The organism is Streptomyces sp. NPDC048479, from assembly GCF_040651435.1.
Classification (GTDB): Bacteria; Actinomycetota; Actinomycetes; order Streptomycetales; family Streptomycetaceae; genus Streptomyces.
Window position 1 is genome coordinate 51424 of sequence record NZ_JBEZKA010000013.1, and the last position, 24261, is coordinate 75684.

Below are 24261 nucleotides of genomic sequence, written 5' to 3' on the forward strand. Positions count from 1 at the left end.
CGGCTGATCGCCCGCAGCAGTCAGACCCCCTGCGCGCCGCGCTGCTGTCGCAGGGCCGCCACCCGCCGGTACAGGTCGACCGCCTCGGCGTGGCGACCGAGCTGCTCCAGGCAGTGGGCTTCGTCGTTGCGGCTGGCCAGCGCGTCGGGATGGTCCATTCCCAGCACCCGCTCCCGGGCCTCGGCCACCTGTCCGTAGACAGCGAGGGCGTCCGCCCAGCGTCCCAGCCAGCCGAGCCCCACGGCGACTTCGCGGCGGCTGATGAGGGTGTCGGGGTGGTCGGTGCCCAGGATCCGTTCCCGCTGCGCGCACACGTCGCGCGACTCGGTGAGGGCCTCTTCCCAGCGGGCGAGCCGGCCGAGGTTCACACCCAGACCGTGGCGGGCGCGCAGGGTCTCGGGATCGGCGGGACCGTGCACGCGGGTGCGGTCGTCGACGAGGTCGCGGTAGAGCTCCAGGGCCTCCGCGCTGCGGCCGAGTCGTCCGAGGCTGATGCCGACCTCGTAGCGGGCGGCAAGAGTGTCGGGGTGATCGGCTCCCAGCGCCTGGGCGCGCGCGACGGCCACCTCGCGGTAGGTCTGCAGGGCCTCCGTCCAGCGGCCCAACTGGCCGAGCGCATAGGCGACTTCATATCTCGTTACCAGGGTGTCGGGGTGGCCCGCGCCGAGCACGCGGCCGCGGGCGGCGGCGACGTCGTACGCCATCCGGTACGAGTCCTCCAGCCGTCCCAGCCTGCTGAGGTTGAAGGCGAGGTTGTGCCTGCAGCGCAGCGTGTCGGGATGCTCGTGGCCGATGGTGCGCTCGCGGGAGTCGAGGACCGCCGCGTAGACCTGATGGGCCTCGAAGTGCCGCCCGAGCTGGCCGAGGACGTACGCCATCTCCTGTCGGGCGGCGAGGGTCTCGGGATGGTCGGCGCCCATGGTCCGCTCGCGTCCGTCCGCGACCCGGCCGAACTCCCTCAGCGCGTCCGCGGCACGACCGGTCCTGCTCAGCGTGAAACCGACCTCGTACCGGCTGGCGAGGGTGTCCGGGTGGTCGGGGCCCAGCAGGTGCTCGCGCTCGACGGCGACCGATCGGTGCACCTCGCCGGCCTCCTCCCAGCGGCTCAGCCGGCCGAGGCTGAGGCCCGCGTTGTGCCGGCTGGCGAGGACGGCGAGCAGCTCTGGCGGCGGGGTGGGCCGCTCGGGCCGGGCCTGGACCGGCAGCGGTGGGCCGCCGCGCGGATCGGTGTACGTGGTCCACTCACCGGTCAGGCCGGCGGTGTGGTCGGGCAGGTCGGGCCGCACGGTCGCGGTGCCGTTCGCCTTGTGGCCGGTGGTCATACCCCGGGTCCAGGACGGGAGCCGCGGCGCGCGGGATGGCGGCTGCTCGGGGCGCTGCAAGGGCTCTTCGGTGTGCGCGTGGCCCTGGTGCGGCCGGCCCTGGTGCGGGGAGGCGCCGAACCGGCGGCGGACGTCCTTGGCGTCGGCGGGCCGCTCTTCGGGTGTCTTGGCGAGCAGGTCGAGGACGATTTGCTGGAAGAACTCCGGGATCTCGGCCCGGTGGGTCCGGAGCGGTTCCGGTGGCGTGTCGCGGTGCCCGACGAGCACCGCCCAGGCGTCGTCGTGGTCGAAGGGCGGGACACCGGTGGCGATCTCGTACAGCACACAGCCCAGCGAGTAGAGGTCGCTTCGGTGGTCGACATGGTCGCCGCTGATCTGCTCGGGCGACATGTAGTGCGGGGTTCCCATGGCGATGCCGGTGCCGGTGAGCCGAGAGGTGAAGCCGATGTCCGCGCCGAGGCGGGCGATGCCGAAGTCGCAGATCTTCACCGTGCCGTCGGTGAGCCGCATGATGTTGGCGGGCTTCAGGTCGCGGTGGACGATGCCCTGTTCATGGGTGTAGGCGAGGGCGTCGGCGACCTGCTCGGCGATGTCGACGACGTCGGGCACCGGCAGCGGATGCTGTTTGTTCTCCTCGAGCAGCTGGCTGAGGTTGCTCCCCTCCAGCAGCTCCATGACGAGGTACAGCACCCCCTCGTACTCGCCGAAGTCATGGACCACGGTCACCCCGCGGTGCTGGAGCGCGGCGGCCACCCGCGCCTCGCGGCGGAAGCGCTCCCGCAGGACCCGGGTGAAGGACTGGTCGTGCTGGGGTCCCATCGGCTTGAGGCATTTGACCGCGACACGCCGCCCGAGCGATTCGTCGCGGGCCCGCCACACCTCGCCCATGCCACCGCGCCCGATGACATCGAGCAGCCGGTACCGGCCTTGGATCAGCCTGGATTCCGCCATCGCGTGCTATCGCCCCCGTTGCTTCGCTGCGCCCTCCCCGGCCCGTCCAGTATGGCCTCCTGTCTGCGGAGTTTGTACGGGGCCGGGCGCGCGCCGGGGCCGAGTCGCGCCATCGCTTTCAAGATGTGACCTGGCGGCAGTTGCCAGCGCAGACGGGAGGGAATGCAGCGCAACAGGTTGCCGGTGGCGCTGAGCTGATGCGTTACGCGCTCAGCGGCGGGGGCGGGTCTGCCGTAGAGCTGATGGGCGTAAGGGGGCAGTGAGTTGTACGCGAGTGCGGCCACACGCCGCCACAGCAGTTCGCGCGCCGGGACGAGCAGGGCGTTGATGGGTGGCCGCTGGAGAAAGTCGTCCACGTCGTGCGCCTCGGGTCCGGCGGCGAGCTCGGGGCGGACCACGTCGAAGTACTTCGCGAGCTGCGCGGTGGAGGCGGGCACGTCGGCCGGGTCGAGGCCGACCAGGCGTGCGCCTTCACGTTGTTCGGCAAGGTAACGGTTGGCCTGTGCGTCGCTGATCGGGAGACCGGAGCGGCGTGCGACATCGAGGTAGGAGCCGACCTCGGCGCAGTGCACCCACAGCAGCAGCTCCGGCTCGTCGACGCCGTAGCGCTCGCCCGTCGCGGGATCGGTCGCCTTGAGGCGGGTGTGGATGCGGCGGACCCGGGCGCCCGCCCGCTCGGCGGCCGCGGCGGTGCCGTAGGTGATGGTGCCGACGAAGTTGGCCGTACGCATCAGCCTGCCCCAGGCGTCCTTGCGGAAGTCGGAATTCTGCATGACTCCGCGTACGGCACGGGGGTGCAGCGCCTGGAGGTACAGGGCGCGCACCCCGGCGACCCACATCATCGGGTCGCCGTGCATCTGCCAGGTGACGGAATGGGGTCCGAAGAGCCCCGGGTCGGCTTCGCTCAGGTCGTCGGCTTCGCTCATGTGCGACTCCTTGAGAAACATGTCATCTTGCCCGGAGTGCTGACGTGCAGACGACGCCTGCTGTGCAACCGCGAGGACGTGACGCCGGGGCGTCAGGAGTCCATCATCTCGCGTACCAGCGGTGCCACCTTGGTGCCGAACAGCTCGATGTTGGTCATGAGCGCGTGGTGAGACATTCCGTTCATCCCGTACTTCAGATCGAAACGGGTCGCGTTGAGGTCCTTGAGCGTCGCCGCGATCTTGCGGGCAACGGTTTGGGGCGATCCGATGTGCAGCGCGCCGCCGGGGCCGACATCGCGCATGAGGCTCTCGCGGGTCGGGGTGCGGAAACCGCGCTGCTCGGCCACGCTTCGTATCGTGGCTTCGAAGGCCGGCAGGAACTCCTCTACCGCCTGTTCGTCGGTGGCGGCGACATGGCCGGGCGCATGGACGCCGACGGGCCGCCGGGGTCGGCCGAACTTCTCCAGTGCCTGCTGGAACAGCTGTGAGAACGGCGCGAAGCGGGCTGTCTCGCCGCCGATGGTCGCGAGCATCAGCGAGAACCCGTACCGGGCGGTCCGGATGAACGACTCGGGGCTGCCGCCGATGGGTCGGCCGCCGCGCATCGCCAGGTGCCTCAGGTCGCGATGCGCCGCAGCGCGCGGACGAGCTGGGTCAGGTCGGCGCCTTCGAGGTGGTCGAAGACGTAGCGCCGGGCGCTGGCCAGGTGGGCGGGCCACGCCTGTTCCGACCGGGCGAGGCCCGCATCGGTGAGGACGGCGTTCCACCCGCGGGCGTCCTCGTCGCACCTGGCCCGTTCGATCAGCCCCTGCTTCTCCAGGCGGGTGACGATGCGGGTCATACCGCTCAGCGAGAGGTTGCAGACGGCGGCGAGCTCGCTCATGCGCATCAGCCGGTGCGGAGCCTCGGACAGATGCATCAGTGTCGTGTACTCGGAGAGCGGCAGGTGCTGCTCACGCATCATGTCGGCGTCGATCACGCGGGGCAGGACGATCATCACCCGGCCGAGCTCGCAACAGCGCTTCCTCGTCGGTGTTCAGGGGCTGCAGCGGCTGCTCGGCGGTGGACACGCATCTGCTCACCATCACGCTGGACCAGGTCGTGCCGTGGAGCGTGGCGTTGGCTCCGCTGCGCGCCGCCTGCCCCTGCCCCTGCCCCTGCCCCTGCCCTGAACGGCGTCATGCCAGGTCAGACTCGGTGATGTGGTGGTGGAGCGCTACCGGGCTGCGATGGCATCCGCAGCCGTGGAGATCTACCATCACGTGTAGGCACTATGCGCCCCTGCGGTCGTAGGGAGGCCGATATGGCGGATGCCGGATTCGGACAAGTGGGCCTCTCGCCCTACCTGCCGATCGCCGAGCACGGCCTTATCGGCGATCTTCACAGTGCGGCGCTCGTGGGCACCAACGGCACCATCGATTGGTATTGCTGCCCGCGCTTTGACTCACCGAGCGTGTTCGCCTCCATTCTGGACGCGAACCGGGGCGGATCGTTCGAGCTGGCCGCCGACGTGCCGACGCGAACCCGGCAGTTCTACTTTCCCGACACAAACGTTCTTATCACGCGATTCTTCGCCTCCGACGGGGTGGCTGAGATCCAGGACTTCATGCCGGTGACCGACGACTCCGGCGCGGCGGCCCGGCACCGGCTGATCCGGCGGGTGATCTGCGTTCGGGGAACGCTCCCGTTCACAGCGCGGGTGGCTCCCCGCTTCGGCTACGGGGCCGAACCGCATTCCGCGCAACTGCAGGGCAGCGACGCACTGTTCCGGTCCGAGAACCTGTCGTTGGCGCTGACCGCCACCACGCCACTGGAGTGCGACGGCCTGGACGTGTGGTCGCACTTCAAGCTCCTCGAAGGCGAGTCCGCGGTGTTCGCCCTCGACCAGATCAGTGACGACGTCATCCCGCGAGCCTGCCCCCAGGCCGAGGCGGAGGACCAGTTCGAGACAACGGTCAGGTTCTGGCGCAACTGGCTGGCCGGCTCGCGCTACCACGGACGCTGGCGGGAGATGGTGCACCGCTCCGCGCTCGTGCTGAAGCTGCTCACCTACGCGCCGACCGGTGCGATAGTGGCTGCCCCGACGACCAGCCTGCCCGAGCTGATCGGCGGCGAGCGCAATTGGGACTACCGGTTCGTATGGGTCCGTGACGCCGCCTTCTGTGTCTACGCCATGCTCAGGCTGGGCTTCACCGGAGAGGCCGAGGCGTTCATGGGCTTCCTCTCCGAGCGGGGCATCATGCGTGGCAGCGGTCCCGCGGGGCCGCTGCAGATCATGTACGGAATCGACGGGCGCGGCGAGCTGCCCGAGCGTGAGCTGCCCCACCTCGAGGGCTACCTGGGGTCCGCCCCGGTGCGGGTGGGAAATGCCGCCACCGGCCAGCTCCAACTGGACATCTACGGAGCACTCATCGACTCCGTGTATCTGTACGACAAATGGGGACAACCCATCAGCAGCGATCGGTGGGAGGAGCTCAGTGTTCTGGTGGACTGGCTCTGCGACCACTGGGACCAACCCGACGACGGCGTGTGGGAAACGCGCGGGGGACGCAGGAACTATCTGTATTCGCGGCTGATGTCCTGGGTGGCAATAGAACGAGCCATCCGGATGGCGAACCGCCGCGGCCTGCCCGCGGACCACCGCCGGTGGCGGCAGAGCCGTGATGCGATCTACCGGCAGATCATGCAACGCGGCTGGTCCCCCGAACGAGGGGCGTTCGTCCAGCACCTCGACGACCACGTACTCGATGCCTCTGTGCTGATGATGCCGATGGCCAAATTCATCGCACCCACCGACCCCAAATGGCTCGCGACCCTGGACGCGCTCACCGCGGACCTGGTGTCCGACTCGCTGGTCTACCGCTACGACCCAGAAGCCAGCCCGGACGGCCTCCGGGGGGCCGAGGGCACATTCTCGATCTGCTCCTTCTGGTACGTCGAGGCCCTCGCCCGCGCCGGACGGCTGGAGGAGGCCAGGCTGGCCTTCGAGAAGATGCTCACCTACGCCAACCACGTCGGCCTGTACGCCGAGGAAATCGGACTGACCGGCGAACAACTCGGCAACTTCCCCCAGGCGTTCACCCACCTCTCACTGATCAGCGCCGCGTTCAACCTCGACCGCGCCCTTGGCTGACAGGCCGTCATCGCTGGGCACCGGCCGGTCCGCGCCGCCTCTCCGCGCCCCCGTCGGGCGGGTCCCGGTGTGGCCATGGGGCCCGATCGCGGCATCCCGCTCAGGTGGCACCGATTGAATGATCAAAGTGGCGGGGGGTTAGCATATGAGCACCGCCTAGCTCGAAAGATAAACCTGTGACTGTCAATGACGACTCGTTCACCAACTGGAAGAACCGCGAGGAGATCGCGGAGTCGATGATCCCCATCATCGGGAAGCTGCACAGGGAGCGGGACGTCACGGTCCTGCTTCACAGCCGCTCCTTGGTGAACAAGTCGGTGGTCAGCATCCTCAAGACCCACCGATTCGCCCGGCAGATCGCCGGTGGGGAGCTCTCGGTCACCGAGACGCTGCCCTTCCTGCAGGCCCTCACCACGCTCGATCTCGGCCCTTCCCAGATCGACATCGGCATGCTCGCCGCGACGTACAAGACCGACGACCGCGGTCTCTCGGTGGAGGAGTTCACCGCCGGGGCCGTCGCCGGCGCCACGGGCACCAACAAGATCGAGCGCCGCGAGCCGCGCGACGTCGTCCTCTACGGGTTCGGCCGCATCGGTCGTCTCGTCGCCCGCCTGCTCATCGAGAAGGCCGGCTCCGGCAACGGCCTGCGACTGCGTGCCATCGTCGTCCGCCAGGGCGGCGACCAGGACATCGTCAAGCGCGCCTCGCTGCTGCGCCGCGACTCCATCCACGGTCAGTTCCAGGGCACGATCACCGTCGACGAGGCGAACAGCACGATCATCGCCAACGGCAACGAGATCAAGGTGATCTACGCCAACGACCCGTCGGAGGTCGACTACACGGCGTACGGCATCACGGACGCCATCCTCATCGACAACACCGGCAAGTGGCGCGACCGCGAGGGCCTGTCGAAGCACCTCCGCCCCGGCGTCGAGAAGGTCGTCCTGACCGCGCCGGGGAAGGGCGACGTCCCCAACATCGTGCACGGCGTCAACCACGACATGATCAAGCCGGACGAGCAGATCCTGTCCTGCGCGTCCTGCACCACCAACGCGATCGTCCCGCCGCTGAAGGCGATGGCGGACGAGTACGGCGTCCTGCGCGGCCACGTGGAGACCGTCCACTCGTTCACCAACGACCAGAACCTGCTGGACAACTACCACGCGGCCGACCGCCGCGGCCGCTCGGCGCCGCTCAACATGGTCATCACCGAGACGGGTGCCGCCTCCGCCGTCGCCAAGGCGCTGCCCGACCTCAAGGCAAGGATCACCGGCAGCTCGATCCGTGTTCCGGTGCCGAACGTCTCGATCGCGATCCTCAACCTGCGGCTCGCACGCGAGACCACCCGCGAGGAGGTCCTCGACCACCTCCGCAACGTGTCGCTGACCTCGCCGCTCAAGCGCCAGATCGACTTCATCAGCGCCCCTGACGCGGTCTCGAGCGACTTCATCGGCTCGCGCCACGCCTCGATCATCGACGCCGGCGCCACCAAGGTCGAGGGCGACGACGCGATCCTCTACCTGTGGTACGACAACGAGTTCGGCTACTCCTGCCAGGTCATCCGCGTCGTCCAGCACGTATCCGGGGTGGAGTACCCGACCTTCCCGGTCCCGGTGGTCTGATCCCGGCGGACTGTCGATCCGGTGCCCTGTCGGGGAACGGCAGGCCGCTGTGACTGAATCCCCATGATGGTTGTCAAACAGTTGGCGCTGGGCGGAACCGCGTACGGAGAAGATCCGGCGCGTGTCCGCCAGACGACCTTGTCTCCGTTGGCGATGACCTCCTTGATGTCGAGGTGCATCCCGGTGAACGAGCCGACGCCACTCGATGCCAAGGACGCCTTCCAGTCCTCCAGGCCGCGGTATTCCCCGATGCTTCCGCCGTGCCAGGACATGTCCTGCGCCCACAGCTCGTCGACCAGGGCGACGTCGCCGCCGTTGACCACCTCGTCCAGGAACCGCCGCACAGACATGGACGGCCTGGCGGCCGGGGCTTTACTTCACGGGCTGTACCGCGTGATCATTCGGCGAGGGATGAACCTCTGGCAACCTTTGGACGTCTGGTACCTCGAGTTCTTGTTCGCGGCCCGGACCGCAAGCAACAGGCCTGGACCATCGTCTATGAGATCTAGCGAGAGGCACGGAACGCATGGTGACGTCCGATCCGATCACCCGTCGGCTGCAGCGGCTCTTCGCGGTCCTTGACACCGATGAAGAAGGCTATGTGACGTGGGGCAACTACCAGCGGATCGTGGGCAGGTACACGGCCGGCTACGCGTTGGCGAAGAGTGACGCAAGGATCAAGGACCTGGAGAGGGCGTACTGGGCGCAGTGGCTGGGACTCCTGTCGCAAGTGACCCCCGGGCAGGACCGTCTGTCCCGAGACGAGTTCGTCGCGGCGCACCGCGCTGTGGGTTACGGCTCACATGCGGCGCAGCTGCTGGAGGACCTGGCGCAGGCCGTTTTCAATGTCCTGGACGCCGACGGCGACAAGCGGATCAGTAGGGACGAGTTCGCCAGGTACCTCGATTTCTGCGAGATTTCCAGATCTGACGCCGCGATCATCTTCCGTCGGCTGGACCTGGACGGAGACGCCTTCATCTCCCAGCGAGAGGTTGCCAGGTCCCTCCGCGCCTTCCACCTGTACAACGACGACCTCAACACGCCGGGCGGCATCTTTCTCGGGCTCTACTGAACGAGTCCTATCGAACTCGCCACCGAGAACAGCGACATGAACGAGCATCGCCGTATTCGCATCGCCGGTACGGAACTGGAGTGAAGAGGTGACCTCTCTGCCGGAAGACCCGTCGCCACTGATCGGCGAAGACGACCGCGACACTGCCGTGCAGCGCCTGCCGGAGGCGTACGCCTGAGGGCACATCTCGCACGAGGATCTGGACGAACGCCTCCACCCGGTGCTCACCGTCAAGACGCACAGCGAGCTCGTCTCGGCTCTGGCCTCGCTCCCGGAGGAGAAGGCGGGCACCACGTCCACGATCGCCGCCGCCGGCGGACGGATCCAGCGCCGCGGCGCATGGCGGGTACCTCGGATCCTCAAGGTCGATGCGCCGTCACCTCCGAGAAGACGCGGTGATCTTCATGCCAACCATCCCTCTTTTGTGCCAACTAAAAATCCTCGTCACAAGGCATCAGCGCCGTACCCGCGGCATCCCCAGTCCGATCCAGGAGATGATCTCGCGCTGGATCTCGTTGTTGCCGCCGCCGAAGGTGAAGATGACGGCTGAGCGGTAGCCGCGCTCCAGCTCGCCGTGCAGGACCGCCCCGGCCGAGCCCTCCTTGAGGGCGCCTGCCGCGCCGACGACCTCCATCAGCCAGGCGTACGCGTCACGGCGTGCCTCGGAGCCGTACACCTTGACGGCGGACGCGTCCTGCGGGGTGAGGCTGCCTTGCTCGACGGCGCCCACCATCTGCCAGTTGAGCAGCTTCATCGCGTCGAGCATGGTGTGGGTCTGCGCGAGCCGCTTGCGCACCCAGCCGAGGTCGATGACGCGGCGGCCGTCGGCGAGCTTGGTCTCGGCGGCCCAGCGCTGGACGTCATGGAGCGCGCGGATGGCCATGGTGCCGTGGGCGGCGAGGGTGACGCGTTCGTGGTTGAGCTGGTTGGTGATCAGACGCCAGCCCTTGTTCTCCTGGCCGACGCGGCGGGAAGCGGGTACCCGGATGTTCTCGTAGTAGCTGGCAGTGGTGTCGTGCGAGGCGAGGGTGTTGATGATGGTGCAGGAGTAGCCGGGGTCGGAGGTCGGGACCAGCAGCATGGTGATGCCCTTGTGGGGCGGTGCGTCGGGGTCGGTGCGCACGGCGAGCCAGACCCAGTCGGCGGTGTCGCCGTTGGTGGTCCAGATCTTCTGGCCGTTGACCGTGTAGTGGCCGGTGTCCTCGTCGCCCTCACGTACCGCGCGGGTCTTGAGCGCCGCGAGGTCGGTGCCCGCGTCGGGCTCGCTGTACCCGATCGCGAAGTCGATCTCGCCGGAAAGGATCTTCGGCAGGAAGTACGCCTTCTGCTCGTCCGTGCCGAACTGCATGATCGTCGGGCCGACGGTGTTCAGCGCCATCAGCGGCAGCGGTACGCCTGCCTGGGCGGCCTCGTCGAAGAAGACGAACTGCTCCATGGGGCTGAGGCCGCGGCCGCCGTACTCCATGGGCCAGCCGACACCGAGCCAGCCGTCCGTGCCGAGGCGGCGGATCGTCTCGCGGTAGAAGCGCTTCTGCGCGCCGGGGTCGGTGTAGCGGGCGTGGACGTTGTCCGGCACCAGGTCGGTGAAGTAGGTGCGCAGTTCGGCGCGCAACTGCTGCTGCTCAGGCGTGTATTCGAGGTGCACGGCCCCTCCAGGAGTCTCGCGGTCCGTCCCCAGGCGCGGCGCACACAGTAGAACGTGTTGCAAGAATCTGGAAGGGCCGGACCACGGAGAGGGGGAGCGACTAGCCAGGCAGCTCCACCGACTTGTACAGGGCGTCGATCAACGCCATCTTGCGCGGGTCGTCGGCGATGTTGGGGCCCATGCGGTTCATCACGTATCCCAGGCTGATGCCCGCCTCCGGGTCGGCGAGTCCGCAGGAGCCACCGAAGCCGTCGTGACCGAACGCCCGGGGGTTGGGGCCGTACGAACCGTTCTCACCGCTCAGCCAGAGGCCCAGCCCCACCTCCGTCTCGTGCTCGAAGCCCGCACCCAGCACCAGGTCCCGGCAGCGGCCCTGGCCTTCGCGGACGCGCTCGGCTGCCTCGGGCGACAGCAGGCGCCGGCCCCCGAACTCTCCACGCCCGGCGAAGATTCCGTACAGGGCCGCGACCGCACGGGCCGTTCCGTGGCCGTTGGCCGCGGGGATCTCGGCGGCGCGCCACTCGGGGGTGTTGGCGTCGGCGGCTCCGACGATGGGGTTGACCAGGGCCGCCAGCGCGGCGGGCTGCAACTGGGCGAAGACGGCGGCCTGTTCGCTGCTCGACGCCGCCGGCGGATGTACCAGCTCGGCGGCGCGCCCGGCCTCCTTCTCCGGCAGTCCGATGGTGAAGTCGATGCCGAGCGGTCCGGTGACCTCCTGGAGCAGGAACTCTCCCGGCAGCTGTCCGGTGATGCGCCTGATGACCTCGCCGACCAGGAAGCCGTAGGTCATGGCGTGGTACCCGGACTGCGTGCCCGGCTCCCACCAGGGCTCGGCTGCCGCCAGCCGCGACGTGGTCAGCTCCCAGTCGTAGAGCTCGCCGACCGTGTGCGGTTCGCGCAGTCCGGCCAGGCCCGCGCGGTGCGAGAGCAGATGGCGGACGAGAACGGCCTCCTTGCCGGCTGCGGCGAATTCCGGCCAGTAGGTGGCGACCGGAGCGTCCGGATCGAGCTGCCCCCGGTCGGCCAGCAGATGGGCGCACAGTGCCGTAGGACCCTTGGTCGTCGACCACACATTGACGAGGGTGTCGCGCCCCCATGGAACGCTGCGCGCGGAGTCGGCCCAGCCGCCCCACAGGTCGACCACGGGCTCCCCGTCGATCAGAACGCTCACGGCCGCGCCCAGTTCACCGCGTTCGCGGAAGTTCTCCTCGAAGGAGGCCCGGACGGCCCGGAACCGTTCGTCGCAGTGGCCGTCGATCTGAGCTTCGCGCTCTGACATGGGATCCTCCGTCGCCTCGGGCCAGTCTTGCGGCCTGCCGGTACCCGGCTCCCCAGAACGTACCGACTGGTCGGACTGGCGGGAAGAGTGCAAGCAGAAGGCACGCCGGGCGGCACGGCCCCCTCGTCCGCCCATGCCCCTCAAGCCCGGGCCGTCGCCGGGGTGAGCGAGGATGGAGGGAGAAGATCCACACCCCGGAAGGAACCCGATGGTCCTCGACGACTCCGTACTGCTGCGCACCGAGGGCCACGCGGGGTACATCACCCTCAACCGTCCCCGCGCCCTCAACGCCCTCAACCACGCCATGCTCCGCACCGTCGATACGGCGCTGGCCACATGGGAACAGGACCCTGCCGTCGAGGTCGTGGTCATCACCGGAGCCGGTGAGCGCGGGCTCTGCGCGGGGGGCGACATCCGCGCCGTCCGCGCGGACGCGCTGGCGGGCGGCAGCGCGTCGCTGGACTTCTGGCGGGACGAGTACCGCCTCAATGCCCGTATAGCCCGCTACTCCAAGCCGTATGTCGCCGTCATGGACGGCATCGTGATGGGTGGCGGTGTCGGCGTGTCCGCGCACGGCGACGTACGCATCGTCACCGAGCGGTCGAAGGTCGCCATGCCGGAGACGGGCATCGGCTTCGTACCGGATGTGGGCGGTACGCATCTGCTGGCGCAGGCGCCCGGCGAGCTCGGCACGCATCTGGCGCTCACCGGCTCGGCGGTGGGCGCGGCCGATGCGCTGCTGTGCGGGCTCGCCGACCACTTTGTACCGTCGCAGCGGCTGGCGGAACTCACCGAGTCACTCGCCGAGTCGGACGTGACCGAGGCCGTGCGGCGGTGTGCCGGGCCCGCCCCCGAGGGTGAACTGGCCAGGCACCGCGAGTGGATCGACGACTGCTACGCCGCCGACTCCGTGGAGGAGATCCTCGACCGGCTGCTCGGCCGGGGCGATCCGGCGGCGAAGGAGACAGCCGAAACGATCCTCAGCAGATCGCCCACCTCCCTCAAGGTGACTCTCGCCGCGCTGCGCCGAGCCCGTGAACTCGGTGCGCTGGAGCCGGTGCTGGACCAGGAGTACCGCGTCTCGTGCGCGGCCTTCTCCTCGCCCGATCTGGTGGAAGGCGTCCGGGCGCAGGTCATCGACAAGGACCGCAGCCCGCGCTGGTCGCCCGCGGATCTTGCGCAGGTGACGGACACGGACGTGACCCGGTTCTTCGCACCGCTCGGCGAGCGCGAACTCGGACTCGGACTCGGCCGCGACCTCGGACTTGGGCGGGGCACCGGACCCGGGCGCGGCATCGGCGCCTGAGCTCAGCCGAGCAGATCGCGCAGCGAGGCCTTCATCCGGGCGACGAAGGCCTCGCGGACGGCCTCCTCCACAAGGTCCAGCGAAAGATACGGATTGAGATCCTCCAGCTCGACCAGCAGCAGCTCACCGTCCGGAGCCCGGCAGGCGTCGACGCGCTGGATGCCGTGGTCCAGGGTGTTCCAGTCGATGAACCGCTGGGCGAACTCCAGGTCCGCCGGGCCCGGTTCGTACCGCTCCAGCTCCCAGCGGCGCTCCGGGCGCGGGGCGTACAGGGCGTACTGGAAGTCCCGGTCGACGAAGTAGAACGACACCTCGTAGCGGAACGGGATCCTGGGCTGCACCAGGACATCGCCGTGCATGACCGCAGTGAGGCGGTCGGGGTGGAGAAACTCCATCCCGATCGAGTCCGCCCCGATCTTCGGTTTGACGACGTACTCCACGGCCTGCGGCAGCCGTCCGAGGTCCTCACCGCGGTCCACGGTCGGTATCACCGGAAACCCGGCCGCGCTCAGCTCCACCAGATACTGCTTGCCCGCCATGTCCGCGCGGCCCGTCGGCGGATTGTAGAGGCGGGCACCGGTCTTGCGGGCGAGGGCACGGAAGGCGTCGTACTCCCGCTGGTAGTGCAGCACGGGACCGCTGTTGCGTACGAGGACGCCGTCGAAGGAGCCCGTCAGACGCGCCGCGTCCAGCGGATGGCACAGAGCGACGTCGAAGTCCTCGCGCAGGCGCCCGGAGAGGTGGATGTCCTCGTCGCAGTAGCGGCGGCCCTTCGCCTCATAGCCCAGATCCGTGACATAGAGGATGCTCGGGCGTGCGGCGGTCATGGTGCTCCCGGTGCTCGGCGTGCACGGTCGGGTGTGCTCGCCCGGCCTTCGTATCAATCGCCCGGCCTTCGTATCAGACGGCTCGAGCGCGGCCGGCAGCGGTCCTGCTCAGCGCTCGGGACGGAGCAGCAGCAGCGCCGTGTCGTCGCCGCGCTGACGGTTGCCCGTCGCCTTGGCGATGAGACGGTCGGCCACGGCTTCCAGCGGCTGGTCGGTGGCGTGTCCCAGTTCCTCCGCCAGATCCGCCAGCGCCTCGTCCATGTCGACCCCTGGGACCTCGATCAGTCCGTCCGTGTACAGGACGAGCAGGGTTCCCGGGAGCATCGACACCAAAGTGGTCGGGTAGCCGGCCGACGGATCGACACCGAGCAGCGGGCCGCCGGCCAGGTCCAGGATGTGGACCCGGCCCTCCGGATCGCGGAGCAGCGGCTGGGGGTGTCCGGCACGGGCCAGCAGGGCACGGTGGCGCAACAGGTCCAGGTGCAGATATAGGCAGCTGGCCAGCAGGTCCCCTTCGAGGTCGATCAGCAACCGGTTGGTGGATTCCATGACCCGGCCGGGCGGCTGGCCTACCGCCGTGTAGGCGCGGACCGCAGTGCGGACCTGGCCCATCAGTCCTGCGGCGGTGACATTGTGGCCCTGCACATCGCCGATGACGGCGGCCGCAGCGTCGCGGGTGCGCATCAGGTCGTAGAAGTCGCCGCCGATGTCCATGCCCTGGGTGCCGGGCAGATACCGCGCGGCGACCTCCAGACCGGACATCTTCGGCAGCGAGTTCGGGAGCAGTGCTGACTGGAGTCCGTGGGCCAGCCGGTTCTTGGCGTCGTAGAGCCGGGCCCGCTCCAGGGCCTGGGCGATGAGACCGCTGAGGCTGGTGAGCACGGCACGCTCGTCGCTGGAGAAGTGGTGCGGCTGCGAGTAGCCGAGGACGCAGGTGCCGACGGGGCGTCCGGAGGCGATCAGCGGCAGATAGGCCCAGGCAGCCATGCCGTCCGGAGTCACGAAGCGGGCGGGATAGATGCGCTCCAGCTGCGCACGCGTCTCGAAGAAGGACGGCACTCCGCTCGAGAGCGCCTGGGCACCCGGGGCCTGGGCGACCAGGGGCATGCCGTCGAACTGCTCCACGATCGACGCGTCCTCGTAGCCGCGATGTCCCAGGACGCGCAGCCGGCCCGACTCGGACGCGAGCATGACCAGGGACCGGCTCCCGACAGCCGGCATGATCTCGTCGGCCACCAGCTCGATCACGTCGGACACGCCCACGGCCTCCGTCAGCGCACTGGCCAGGTTGAGGATGTGGGAAATGGCGACCAGCCGTGCGGGGTGCTCGGACGGCACGTCGGAGGGCATTTCCCGGACCGTTCCGCGGGCCGGGGTGATGCACACGCTGATCCCGTCCCGGCTGGGGTGGAGCCGGAACATCAGCCAGTCCTGGGGCGGGCGCAGCGCGACGAACGAGGTGGCGTGCTGGCTGATCAGGGCCGCCCGGTAGCGGTCCTCGTACACCGGATCGTTCAGCCAGGGCAGCGCGGACCACAGCTGGGCTCCCAGCAGCTCGCCCACCGGCGCACCGACCAGCTCGCCGGCGGCGGGGTTGGCGTAGGTGACGCGACCGTCCACGTCCAGCGAGCACATGCCGTCCGGAATCCGCGCCAGCAGGTGCGCGGCCTCGACCGCGCCGGTCGTACCCGCCATGGCGGTCGGTCCCAGGAAGTCGGGCTCGGGGACGAGGGGGCGGCCTGCCTCCGCGGCCCGGCGCAGCCGCAGGGCGAGGCGGTCGCAGGCAGCGGTGAGACGGCCGCGTTCGTCGTCGGAGATGCCCGACGGATGGGAGCCTGGCCAGGTGACGAACACCGCTCCGTACGCGGTGTCGTCGGTCGCGATGGGCAGGGCGGCGAGTGCGAACGGATACGGCAGGACCACCGCGATCCGCTGATAGCGGCTCGCCATTTCCTCCTCGCCGGGGACCCAGATCAGCCGCCGTTCGCGCAGGGCGTCGGCGACAGGGATGGGTGAGCTGAGCGAGATCCGCTCCCAGGGCGCGGCGAAGGCCCGGGGCAGTCCGGCCATGACGGCCATCTCGAGCACCTGCTCATCGGGCGACAGCAGGTACACGGCGCCGGAGTGGGCGTGGACGTCGTCCATCATCCCGGCCAGGGCCAGGGACAGGAGGGGGTGGGAACCCTCGCTTGCGCTGTCCGGCGGGGTGGGCCCGGTGGCAAGCGGGTCCGGCAAGGGAAACCACCTCCTCCCGCCGCAATGCTCACGACCAAGGCTGCCGGTTGCGGGGGCTTCCCGCACGGCGAGCGGCGGTGCGGTCCGCTCGCCGGGCGGTGCGGTGTGCCCACCGGGGGCGGCACGCCTGTCGGCGAGCCGGTCGGCGGGCCGGTCGGCGAGCGCGCGCGAGCCGGACCTGTCCGGAGGCCGCACGCGCGCGACTGCGGAGCGACGACGCCCCTGAGTCCCTTGCGCAGCGAGCCGCTGCACCCTGTCGCGAAGCCGCTCGCGCGGCAGCTCACCGCGGGCGTATGCCGCCCGGGCCGGCGCGCCGGCCTGACGGCCTACCGCAGCGAGCGGCTGGGGAACGGCCGCCTCGCGCGGGCCGGCAAGCGCTGGCGCAGGGCGCGGGCCACCGGGCGCAGGCCGCCTCGACCGGGTCGGCGGTCGCTGGCGCAGGGCGCGGGACGCGGGGCCACCGGGCGCAGGGCCGCTCCCCCGGCCACGACGGGCCTACGCCGCCCGGCGCGATGCCACCCCCTCCGCCGCGATGCGGATCTGTGTACGTTGCGTGACGCCGCCCACCGTCACCGCCAGCGTGACCGTCCCCGGCCGAAGCGCGGTGAGCCGGCCCGTAACCGGGTCGAAGGCCGCCGCATGGCGGTGGCGAGCGTCCTCAGGCGCCCCGATGTACAGGTTCGGCGAGCCCGTCCAGTCCGCGCTCAGCGGGAACGCCACCGGGACCCGCCGCGCACCCTGCGTGACCGTCGCCGGGGCATCCGCGGCGTGGCCGGGCTTCAGCACAGCTGGCGCGTCCAGGGTCAGGCCGTCGACATGCGCCCGGGTCTGGACCGAGACCCAGTCCGGGCGGCCCTCCCACGGGCGAAGCCGCCCCGCCAGCTGCTCCCCGCGCGACACCTTGTCGACGCCGACCAGCGACCAGCCCGTGAAGCCGCCCTCGTCCGCCGGGCCCGCCGGGGCCTTGCCCGAGTTGCCGTTGATCAGATATGGCACGCCGTCCACGTGCTCGGCGTGGAAGACGCCGACATGGCTGCCTACGAGCCCCGCCCCCTTACCGGTCGTACGGCGGAACTCCGCGAGCCACTGCTCGATCAGCGCCGCCTCCTTGCGGTCGCCGAGTTGGCTGCCCTGCTGCACGGTCGGGTCCCGCGGTGGGACGTGCTCGACGAGCATCACCGACGAGATGCTCGCGTCCTTCGCCGCCGCGTCGAGCTGCGCGCGCACCGCCTTGATCTGGTCGAAGCCGCCGCCCCGCAGGCTCAGGCTCGAGGTGTCCAGGGTCAGGAACCGGGTACCGCGATGGTCGAACGTGCGGTGCGCGGGCCCGAATTCGGCGATGAAGTTGTCGATCTTTCCGCCCATCACCTCATGGTTGCCCGGCACGTAATACCAGGGCAGCTCGTCCCCCAGTTCCTCGGTCAGGACGCGGCGCGCGAAGGCCAGATCCGCCGGAGAGCCCTCGTCGACGAGGTCGCCGTTGACGATGAGGAAGTCGGGCCGCGCGGCCTTGATCTCGCGCAGGGTCCGGCGCGCCTGCGCCACGATCGCGCTGTCGGGGTCGCGGGCGACGAACTGCGCGTCGGACATGACCGCGAACTGCCAGTCCCTGCCCTCGGTCTCGGCCGCCGGGTCGATCAACGGGTCTGCCGTACGCGGCTGTTGAGGCAACACGACCGTCGGGGGCACCTGCGCGGTCAGACCGTCGATCACGATCTTCCCGGTGTACTGCTTGGCGGCCGCGGTCTCGGCCAGATAGAAGCGGTGCACCGACAGCGGCATCGCGGCCCCGGGCAGCACGGCGAAGGTCACCTGCCGCCAGCCCGTCCAGGTGACGTACGGTCCGCGCAGCAACTGGTCGGAGCCGGCGGCGTCCTTGAGGTGCAGCGTCGGCCAGGCGCCCTTTCCGTCGCCCTTGATCCAGAGCGTGAAGGACTGCGGCTGGCCCGGAACGGCGATCGGCCGCGGCGGGTTGGCGTACGCGGCCCTGGTCGCGGTCGACTGCGTGAAGTCGTAGCTGAGCTCCAGGCCCGTCCCACTCTGTCCCTCGGGTGTCGCCGCGACCGAGCCACTCGCGCGGGCCTGGCTGAAGGTCCAGGACGCGGCGTCGTCGAAGCCGGAGACCGGCTGCTCGGCGAGGCCGACGCTGGCGGCGAACACGGTGGTGACGCCCGCGGCCCTCGCCGTGATCTGTCCGGCCCCGCTGCCCGTGCGGGACATGACGGTGAACGAGCCCCGGCCGTTGTCGCGGATGTCGAAGAGCGTGTGGTCGTAGCCGAGTTGCACATCGGCCGGTTCGACGGGCGCGCTGTTGCCCCGGGCGTCGAGCCCGAGGATGCCGAAGGTGCCGGTGGCGCTCGCGTCCGCGAGGCCGACCCGCTTGGTGGTCGGCTCGATTCCGGCCAGGTCGTCGAGCACGGTCAGCTCGGTGCTGCCATGGGCACCCGCACGTTCCGCGCGTACCTCGGTCGTGCCGCTGTGCCGCGCCCGGAACGTCCCGTGGTCGTCGACCCGGCCCACCGAGGGCTGGACGGCCCGCCAGTGCGGTGCTCCGGCGGCCGGTCCGTATGTCTCGTCGTAGCCGGCGGCGGTGAGCCGGCGGGTCAGGCCGGGGAACACCCGCTCCGGGTGGCCGCCCCTGACCGGGTCGGCGGTGGGGGCGCTCCCGGCGGGCGTGCGGGTCTCGACCCAGAAGCCGCGCAACCGACCGCTGCCGTCCGGCGCGGTGAGCGCGAGGCCGTTGGGGACGGTGCGCTCGCTGCCGTCGGAGGGGCTGTTCTCCACCTGGAGGGCGTCGCTGCCGGGTTCGCGGGCGACGAGTGTCGAAGACCCGCCGCCGTCGAGGTTGAGCGCGCTGTGCGCGCCGGCCTTCTTCATCATCAGGCCGAGTTCGGTGAGGGTGACTCCGCCGCTGTCGGCCTGGCGGCCGTCGACCGTGATGACCTGCATCGCGCGGCCGTCCTTGGAGAACCCGACGGCGGTACGGGGAGCGGCGGTGTTGTTGCCTTCGCCCTCGTGGTTCAGCGGTACGCCGTCGACGACGAGGAGTTCGCGGCCGCCGACCGCGGTACGCGGGACAGACCCGCTGTCGGTACGCGGCCGGTACTCCAGGGACACGGCGTCGCCCGGGCGCAGCGCCGCCAGCAGCCCGGCTCCGGCCTCCCGGCCGACCAGGACAGTGGTGTCCGTGGCGATCGGCCCGGTGCCGGGCCGTCCGCTGACGCCGACGACCTTGCCGTCCCGTACGACCGCTTCGGCGACGGGAGTCGCGGCGTCGACGGTCAGCGCGCGGTCGGCGGTTCCCCAGGCGGCGGTGTACGCGCCGATCCCGCCGGCCGGGACGTTCGCGGCGTTGTACGCGGTCAGGGGGTGCGCACCGGATGGCAGCGTGAGAGTGCCGTCGAAGTACAACTGCAGGACACGTCCGGCGTTCTCCGGCCCGATGCCGACGGCCCGGTTGGCGCCGGTGGCCGGCGAGTGGGTGACCTTGCCGTCCTTGATGCCGGGACCCTGCGGTGCGCCGGTCTGGTTGATGTCGAAGAAGTCCGCGTTGATCGCGGCGACCGTGCGCCGGCCCTTGCCGGGGTCATGCTGTGCGGCGAGTTCGGAGACGGCGCGGCGGTCGGCGACCTTCCCGGAGGAGAGGTAGTCGGCTTGTACGCCGCTGCCGTCGAGGTCGACGGAGAGCGCGTCGACGCGCAGCCACTTGTCCGATTCGAGCCGGTCGTACGAGGTGAGGCCGATGCCGGGAGCGATCGGTCGGGAGCTGCGCGCGGTCTCGATGCCGTCGCCGTCCGCGACGGATCTCGGCCGTCCGGCCGCACCGCTCGCGGGCGGCGGCGCGACGGGCCGCAGCACTTCGGCGGAGTCTCGGGGACGGGGGTCGGGGGTGGAATCGGCGACGGCCGGGGATGTCGCCCCAGCCGTCAGTGCGGACACCGTCGCGAACAGCACGACGGACCGTCTTGCTCTGCCAAGGCCCACAACTACTCCAGGAATCCGGCTGGTTGAGCGCGTAATGCTGTCGGCGGACAGCATCGCGGCGCTCGGACAGACACACCAGGGGGCAGTGGGAACGATGGGAAGAACAGTCGGGGAGCACGGGCAATGGCACGACCATTGGCGCCCGGGAGATCCAGTGATCATTCCACTGGGCCCGCGTGGAAGGGCGCCGGCCGTTCCCCGTCCCACCGGCCCGCGCCGGTAGCTCCGCATGCGAGCCACATTCACGAAAGAAAGCTGTAACAATTCACCATGCGAGACGATTTCCGGCGGACATTGACGTGACCGGAAGTCGCTGTCATTCTCTCCGGTGTGAGTCAAGCTGACATTCTCGTATCGCGCCTGCACGTCGATCTTCGACGGCACGCCAGCGCACTCTGTGCCGCCGGCCGCTGAAACACGCACAGCTGACTTCTCTTCCGGCGTCGAGCCCTCTCTCCAGAGGGTTGCGGCCAGGCTGAGCACCTCCGCCCCGCCGGGGCAGCAATTCTCACGGCAAGGCCCGTAAAAGAGCCTTCCGATTCTCTTCAACCCTTTTCCTGAACCTGTCGCGCGCCTTTTCAGCGCGATGTTTCAGGCATCTTCGCGTACCCCGAAACGGAATGACTGATGACCTCCATCCTGGCTGTTTCCGGAAGCCCGTCCGTGAACTCGCGCACCGAATTGCTGGTCGAGCACGCGGTCCAGCGACTGTCCGTCACCGGCTTTGACGCGGGCCATCTGAAGGTGCGTGAGCTGCCCGCGGCCGAACTGCTGGCCGGCCGGTCCGACTCGCCCGCCCTGCGTGCGGCGGCCGAGCAGGTCGCCGCGGCGGACGGTCTGATAGTGGCCACCCCCGTCTACAAGGCCTCCTACACCGGACTGCTCAAGGCCTTCCTCGATCTGCTGCCGCAGTCCGGCCTGGCCGGAAAGACGGTTCTGCCGCTGGCCACGGGCGGCAGCCTGGCACACGTACTCACCATCGACTACGCCCTGCGCCCGGTTCTTTCGGCGCTCGGGGCCCGGCATGTCGTCGGCGGCTCCTTCCTCCTCGACAGCCATGTCGAGCGGCTGCCGGAAGGCGGGGCGCAGTTGAGCGCCGAGGCCGGACTCCGGCTCTTCGACGTCGTCGACGAGTTCATCCAGTCGCTCCCCTCCCGAACCCTCTCCCCCGCCCAGTCCCCAGCCAACGGTGCGGCGGCCTCCGCCTCCCGCAGCCACTGAAGGAATCCGACGTGCACACCACAACCAGACGTAACTTCCTCGTCCTCACCGGCATCTCCGCGCTGGCGGCGGCCGGCTGCGGCACAGCGGTCGGCAGCGGCACGCGGAACACCACCACGCTCCGCTACCAGGGTTCGGTCGGCCAGGTCAGCCCGCCCGAACTCGCCGCCTCCCTCGGCTACTTGGAGAACCTGAAGCTCGAGTGGGTGGGTAACACCATCAGCGGTCCGCAGGACATCCAGTCCGCCGCGTCCGGCCAGACCGACTTCGGCGGCGCCTTCAACGGAGCCGTGGTCAAGCTCGCCGCCCGCAAGGCCCCCATCAAGGCCGTCATCAGCTACTACGGCTCCGACAAGTACGCGTACAGCGGCTTCTACGTGACCGAGAAGAGCGCCATACGTACGGCCCGCGACCTCATCGGCAAGAAGGTCGGCATGAACACCCTCGGCGCCCACCACGAGGCGATGCTCGACATCTACCTCAAGAAGAACGGGCTGAGCCGGGCCGAGGCCGAGCAGGTCGAGCGGATCGTCATCCCACCTGTCAACACCGAACAGTCCCTGCGCCAGCGCCAGATCGATGTGGCCGTACTCGGCGGCATTCTGCGCGACAAGGCGCTGGAGAACGGAGGCGTACGCAAGCTCTTCAGCGACTACGACCTGCGCGGGGCTTTCAGCGCCGGTACGTATGTCCTGACCGAGCGCTTCATCAAGCAGAACCCCGAGACCGCACGGACCTTTGTCACCGGAGTGGGCAAGGCCCTGGACTGGGCCCGCACCACGCAGCGCGACGAGGTCGTCGCGCGTATGACCGAGATCGTCGCCAAGCGCAAGCGCAACGAAAGCACCGCCGCGCTCAAGTACTGGCATTCCTACGGCGTCTCGGCGCCGGGCGGCCGGATCGAGGAGAAGGAGCTGTCGGTCTGGGCCGACTGGCTCACCGAGCGCGGCGACCTCAAGTCCGGCCAGGTCAGCGTCTCCGACCTCTACACCAACGAGTTCAACAACCGTGTCAAGAAGGCGAGTTGACCCCGTGACCGCCAAGATCAGCTTCCGAGGGGTGGGCAAGACCTTCCCCGTACGCGGAAAACAGCAGCACGTCACCGCGCTGGACGGGATCGATCTCGATATCGCCGCCGGTGAGTTCGTGGTCGTCGTCGGCCCGAGCGGCTGCGGAAAATCCACCCTGCTCGACCTCCTCGGCGGACTCTCCGAACCCACCAGCGGTCAGATCCTGCTGGACGGCGAGCCCGTCACCGGACCGGGTCTGGACCGGGGCATCGTCTTCCAGCAGTACGCCCTGCTGCCCTGGCGCACCGCGCAGGGCAATGTGGAGTTCGGCCTGGAAGCCACCCGGGTGCCCCGCCGCGAGCGGGCCGAGCGCGCCAGGGAGTATCTGGCGCTCGTCGGTCTCAACGGCTTCGAGGACCGGCATCCGCACGAGCTCTCCGGTGGCATGCGCCAGCGCGTGGCGATCGCCAGGAGCCTTGCCTACGACCCCGATGTGCTGCTCATGGACGAGCCGTTCGCCGCGCTCGACGCGCAGACCCGCGAGTCCCTCCAGGACGAGCTGCTGCGTATCTGGCAGCGCACCGGCAAGACGATCGTCTTCATCACGCACGGCATCGACGAGGCGGTCCATCTCGGACAGCGGGTCGCCGTCCTCACCTCCCGTCCCGGCCGGATCAAGGAAGTGGTCCCGATCGGCCTCGGCGACCGCGGCGCCGACACCGATCCACGCTCCAGCCCCGAGTTCGCGCACCACCGCCATCAGATCTGGAACCTGCTGCGCGACGAGGTCAGCCGGGCCCAGCAAGAGGAGAGGGAGGCCGCAACGCTATGAGCATCGCCACCGAGAAGGCGCTCGCGACAGCCGTCGATGTGAACGGCGCGGCGCAGCGCACCGACCCCGTACTCGCCCCACCAGTCCGTACCCGCGCACTGCCCGCCCCGGTCCGCCGCGCCGGCCGGATCCTGCTGACCGTGGTCACCCGGACCGTCGCCATCGCCGTGCTGCTCGCGGTGTGGGAGGCGGCGCCCCGGCTCGGACTCGTCGACCGGACGTTTCTGCCGCCGTTCTCGGAGGTCGCCGTCGCCTGGTGGCAGCTGCTCCTGGACGGCCAGCTCGCCGAACACACTCAGGCCAGCCTCCAGCGCTCGTTCACCGGCTTCGGTCTCGCGGTCGTCATCGCCGTGCCGCTCGGCCTGCTGATCGGCTGGTACCGGCCGCTCGCGGATCTCCTCGGGCCGCTCCTCGAGGTCTTCCGCAACACCGCCGCGCTCGCCCTGCTGCCGGTCTTCGTCCTGCTGCTGGGCATCGGTGAGACCTCGAAGATCTCCATCGTGCTGTACGCCTGCACCTGGCCGATCCTGCTGAACACCATCAGCGCCGTGAGCAGCGTCGATCCAACCCTGCTCAGGCTGGCCAGGTCGATGGACCTGCCCGCTCCGAGGATCTTCCAGAAGGTGATCCTGCCCGCCTCCGTGCCGACCGTCTTCACCGGCATCCGGCTGGCCGGCGCGGTCGCCATCCTGGTCCTCGTCGCCGCCGAGATGGTGGGCGCCAAGGCCGGGCTCGGCTATCTCGTCAACGCCTCACAGTTCAACTTCGCGATCCCCGAGATGTACGCCGGGATCATCACCATCTCCGCCATCGGCGTGGCCTTCAACCAGCTCCTCGTGGCTCTTGAACGTCGCTTCACGTCCTGGCGCACCCCGACCGGAAACTGAGGATCCGCC

At 69.7% G+C, this 24261-nt stretch carries 19 protein-coding genes and 1 pseudogene; 10 read left to right on the forward strand and 10 right to left on the reverse strand.

The annotated features are described in order from the left end of the window. Positions 1-20: 20 nt before the first annotated feature. The 4 genes from AB0D12_RS21055 to AB0D12_RS21070 form a co-directional block, all read right to left on the reverse strand. Positions 21-2273, reverse strand: coding sequence for a serine/threonine-protein kinase (locus tag AB0D12_RS21055; RefSeq protein WP_362684814.1), 2253 nt, complete (start codon positions 2271-2273; stop codon positions 21-23). Continuing rightward, positions 2255-3199, reverse strand: a complete 945-nt coding sequence (locus AB0D12_RS21060) for an oxygenase MpaB family protein (RefSeq protein ID WP_362684817.1) — start codon at positions 3197-3199, stop codon at positions 2255-2257. The genes AB0D12_RS21055 and AB0D12_RS21060 overlap by 19 nt, the downstream gene beginning before the upstream one ends. Before the next feature lie 92 nt (positions 3200-3291). Continuing rightward, positions 3292-3804, reverse strand: coding sequence for a hypothetical protein (locus tag AB0D12_RS21065; protein WP_362684820.1), 513 nt, complete (start codon positions 3802-3804; stop codon positions 3292-3294). 11 nt (positions 3805-3815) lie between these two features. Continuing rightward, positions 3816-4178, reverse strand: a complete 363-nt coding sequence (locus AB0D12_RS21070) for a MarR family transcriptional regulator (RefSeq protein WP_362684823.1) — start codon at positions 4176-4178, stop codon at positions 3816-3818. Positions 4179-4502: 324 nt separating this feature from the next. On the opposite strand from AB0D12_RS21070, the gene AB0D12_RS21075 reads away from it, so the two are divergent. Together AB0D12_RS21075 and AB0D12_RS21080 are read left to right on the forward strand one after the other, a co-directional pair. Then, positions 4503-6332: a glycoside hydrolase family 15 protein gene (locus AB0D12_RS21075; RefSeq protein ID WP_362684826.1), complete on the forward strand. Its 1830-nt coding sequence runs from the start codon at positions 4503-4505 to the stop codon at positions 6330-6332. A 176-nt stretch (positions 6333-6508) separates the two neighbouring features. Then, a complete protein-coding gene (locus tag AB0D12_RS21080) occupies positions 6509-7954 on the forward strand; it encodes a glyceraldehyde-3-phosphate dehydrogenase (protein WP_362684829.1) in 1446 nt (481 codons plus the stop codon). Here AB0D12_RS21080 and AB0D12_RS21085 read toward each other — a convergent pair. After that, a complete protein-coding gene (locus tag AB0D12_RS21085; protein WP_362684832.1) occupies positions 7876-8304 on the reverse strand; it encodes a nuclear transport factor 2 family protein in 429 nt (142 codons plus the stop codon). The genes AB0D12_RS21080 and AB0D12_RS21085 overlap by 79 nt on opposite strands. 176 nt (positions 8305-8480) lie before the next feature. Between AB0D12_RS21085 and AB0D12_RS21090 the strand changes: the two genes are divergently transcribed. Continuing rightward, positions 8481-9026 (forward strand): EF-hand domain-containing protein, encoded by a 546-nt coding sequence (locus AB0D12_RS21090; RefSeq protein ID WP_362684835.1) that lies wholly within the window; start codon positions 8481-8483, stop codon positions 9024-9026. Between the two features lie 184 nt (positions 9027-9210). Continuing rightward, positions 9211-9429 (forward strand): annotated as a pseudogene (locus tag AB0D12_RS21095) (hypothetical protein); the annotation flags it as partial. A gap of 51 nt (positions 9430-9480) precedes the next feature. Here the strand turns inward: AB0D12_RS21095 and AB0D12_RS21100 are convergent. Both AB0D12_RS21100 and AB0D12_RS21105 read right to left on the reverse strand, forming a co-directional pair. Continuing rightward, complete coding sequence (locus tag AB0D12_RS21100; protein WP_362684838.1) at positions 9481-10671, reverse strand: acyl-CoA dehydrogenase family protein; 1191 nt, start codon at positions 10669-10671, stop codon at positions 9481-9483. A gap of 100 nt (positions 10672-10771) precedes the next feature. After that, positions 10772-11950: a serine hydrolase domain-containing protein gene (locus AB0D12_RS21105; protein WP_362684841.1), complete on the reverse strand. Its 1179-nt coding sequence runs from the start codon at positions 11948-11950 to the stop codon at positions 10772-10774. A gap of 208 nt (positions 11951-12158) precedes the next feature. Here AB0D12_RS21105 and AB0D12_RS21110 point away from each other — a divergent pair, with 208 nt between their 5' ends. Next, entirely contained in the window at positions 12159-13256 is a 1098-nt protein-coding gene (locus AB0D12_RS21110) for an enoyl-CoA hydratase/isomerase family protein (protein WP_362684844.1), read from the forward strand. 2 nt (positions 13257-13258) lie between these two features. Here AB0D12_RS21110 and AB0D12_RS21115 read toward each other — a convergent pair whose 3' ends face one another. The 3 genes from AB0D12_RS21115 to AB0D12_RS21125 all read right to left on the reverse strand — a co-directional run bounded on the left by AB0D12_RS21115 (position 13259) and on the right by AB0D12_RS21125 (position 20356). After that, positions 13259-14083, reverse strand: coding sequence for a hypothetical protein (locus AB0D12_RS21115; protein ID WP_362684847.1), 825 nt, complete (start codon positions 14081-14083; stop codon positions 13259-13261). Between the two features lie 108 nt (positions 14084-14191). Further along, entirely contained in the window at positions 14192-16231 is a 2040-nt protein-coding gene (locus tag AB0D12_RS21120; RefSeq protein WP_362685189.1) for a SpoIIE family protein phosphatase, read from the reverse strand. A gap of 582 nt (positions 16232-16813) precedes the next feature. Further along, positions 16814-20356 carry a phosphodiester glycosidase family protein gene (locus AB0D12_RS21125; protein WP_362684850.1) on the reverse strand — a complete coding sequence of 1181 codons (3543 nt, stop codon included), beginning with the start codon at positions 20354-20356 and terminating at the stop codon, positions 16814-16816. 276 nt (positions 20357-20632) lie between these two features. On the opposite strand from AB0D12_RS21125, the gene AB0D12_RS21130 reads away from it, so the two are divergent. The 5 genes from AB0D12_RS21130 to AB0D12_RS21150 all read left to right on the forward strand — a co-directional run bounded on the left by AB0D12_RS21130 (position 20633) and on the right by AB0D12_RS21150 (position 24252). Then, entirely contained in the window at positions 20633-20716 is an 84-nt protein-coding gene (locus AB0D12_RS21130) for a putative leader peptide (protein ID WP_351446407.1), read from the forward strand. 213 nt (positions 20717-20929) lie between these two features. Continuing rightward, positions 20930-21523, forward strand: coding sequence for an NADPH-dependent FMN reductase (ssuE, locus tag AB0D12_RS21135; protein ID WP_362684853.1), 594 nt, complete (start codon positions 20930-20932; stop codon positions 21521-21523). Positions 21524-21534: 11 nt separating this feature from the next. After that, complete coding sequence (locus AB0D12_RS21140) at positions 21535-22551, forward strand: ABC transporter substrate-binding protein (protein WP_362684856.1); 1017 nt, start codon at positions 21535-21537, stop codon at positions 22549-22551. 4 nt (positions 22552-22555) lie between these two features. Continuing rightward, complete coding sequence (locus tag AB0D12_RS21145) at positions 22556-23365, forward strand: ABC transporter ATP-binding protein (protein ID WP_362684859.1); 810 nt, start codon at positions 22556-22558, stop codon at positions 23363-23365. Further along, positions 23362-24252 carry an ABC transporter permease gene (locus AB0D12_RS21150; RefSeq protein WP_362684862.1) on the forward strand — a complete coding sequence of 297 codons (891 nt, stop codon included), beginning with the start codon at positions 23362-23364 and terminating at the stop codon, positions 24250-24252. Before AB0D12_RS21145 ends, AB0D12_RS21150 begins: the two co-directional genes overlap by 4 nt. The last annotated feature ends 9 nt before the right edge of the window (positions 24253-24261 follow it).

Excerpts from the sequence above, each read along its gene's own strand:
- ssuE (WP_362684853.1), top strand. The coding sequence starts at position 20,930 with ATGACCTCCATCCTGGCTGTTTCCGGAAGCCCGTCCGTGAACTCGCGC.
- AB0D12_RS21065 (WP_362684820.1), bottom strand. The coding sequence starts at position 3,804 with ATGCGCGGCGGCCGACCCATCGGCGGCAGCCCCGAGTCGTTCATCCGG.
- AB0D12_RS21105 (WP_362684841.1), bottom strand. The coding sequence starts at position 11,950 with ATGTCAGAGCGCGAAGCTCAGATCGACGGCCACTGCGACGAACGGTTC.
- AB0D12_RS21060 (WP_362684817.1), bottom strand. The coding sequence starts at position 3,199 with ATGAGCGAAGCCGACGACCTGAGCGAAGCCGACCCGGGGCTCTTCGGA.
- AB0D12_RS21150 (WP_362684862.1), top strand. The coding sequence starts at position 23,362 with ATGAGCATCGCCACCGAGAAGGCGCTCGCGACAGCCGTCGATGTGAAC.
- AB0D12_RS21110 (WP_362684844.1), top strand. The coding sequence starts at position 12,159 with ATGGTCCTCGACGACTCCGTACTGCTGCGCACCGAGGGCCACGCGGGG.
- AB0D12_RS21085 (WP_362684832.1), bottom strand. The coding sequence starts at position 8,304 with ATGTCTGTGCGGCGGTTCCTGGACGAGGTGGTCAACGGCGGCGACGTC.
- AB0D12_RS21055 (WP_362684814.1), bottom strand. The coding sequence starts at position 2,273 with ATGGCGGAATCCAGGCTGATCCAAGGCCGGTACCGGCTGCTCGATGTC.
- AB0D12_RS21125 (WP_362684850.1), bottom strand. The coding sequence starts at position 20,356 with ATGCTGTCCGCCGACAGCATTACGCGCTCAACCAGCCGGATTCCTGGA.
- AB0D12_RS21090 (WP_362684835.1), top strand. The coding sequence starts at position 8,481 with ATGGTGACGTCCGATCCGATCACCCGTCGGCTGCAGCGGCTCTTCGCG.
- AB0D12_RS21120 (WP_362685189.1), bottom strand. The coding sequence starts at position 16,231 with ATGATGGACGACGTCCACGCCCACTCCGGCGCCGTGTACCTGCTGTCG.
- AB0D12_RS21115 (WP_362684847.1), bottom strand. The coding sequence starts at position 14,083 with ATGACCGCCGCACGCCCGAGCATCCTCTATGTCACGGATCTGGGCTAT.
- AB0D12_RS21075 (WP_362684826.1), top strand. The coding sequence starts at position 4,503 with ATGGCGGATGCCGGATTCGGACAAGTGGGCCTCTCGCCCTACCTGCCG.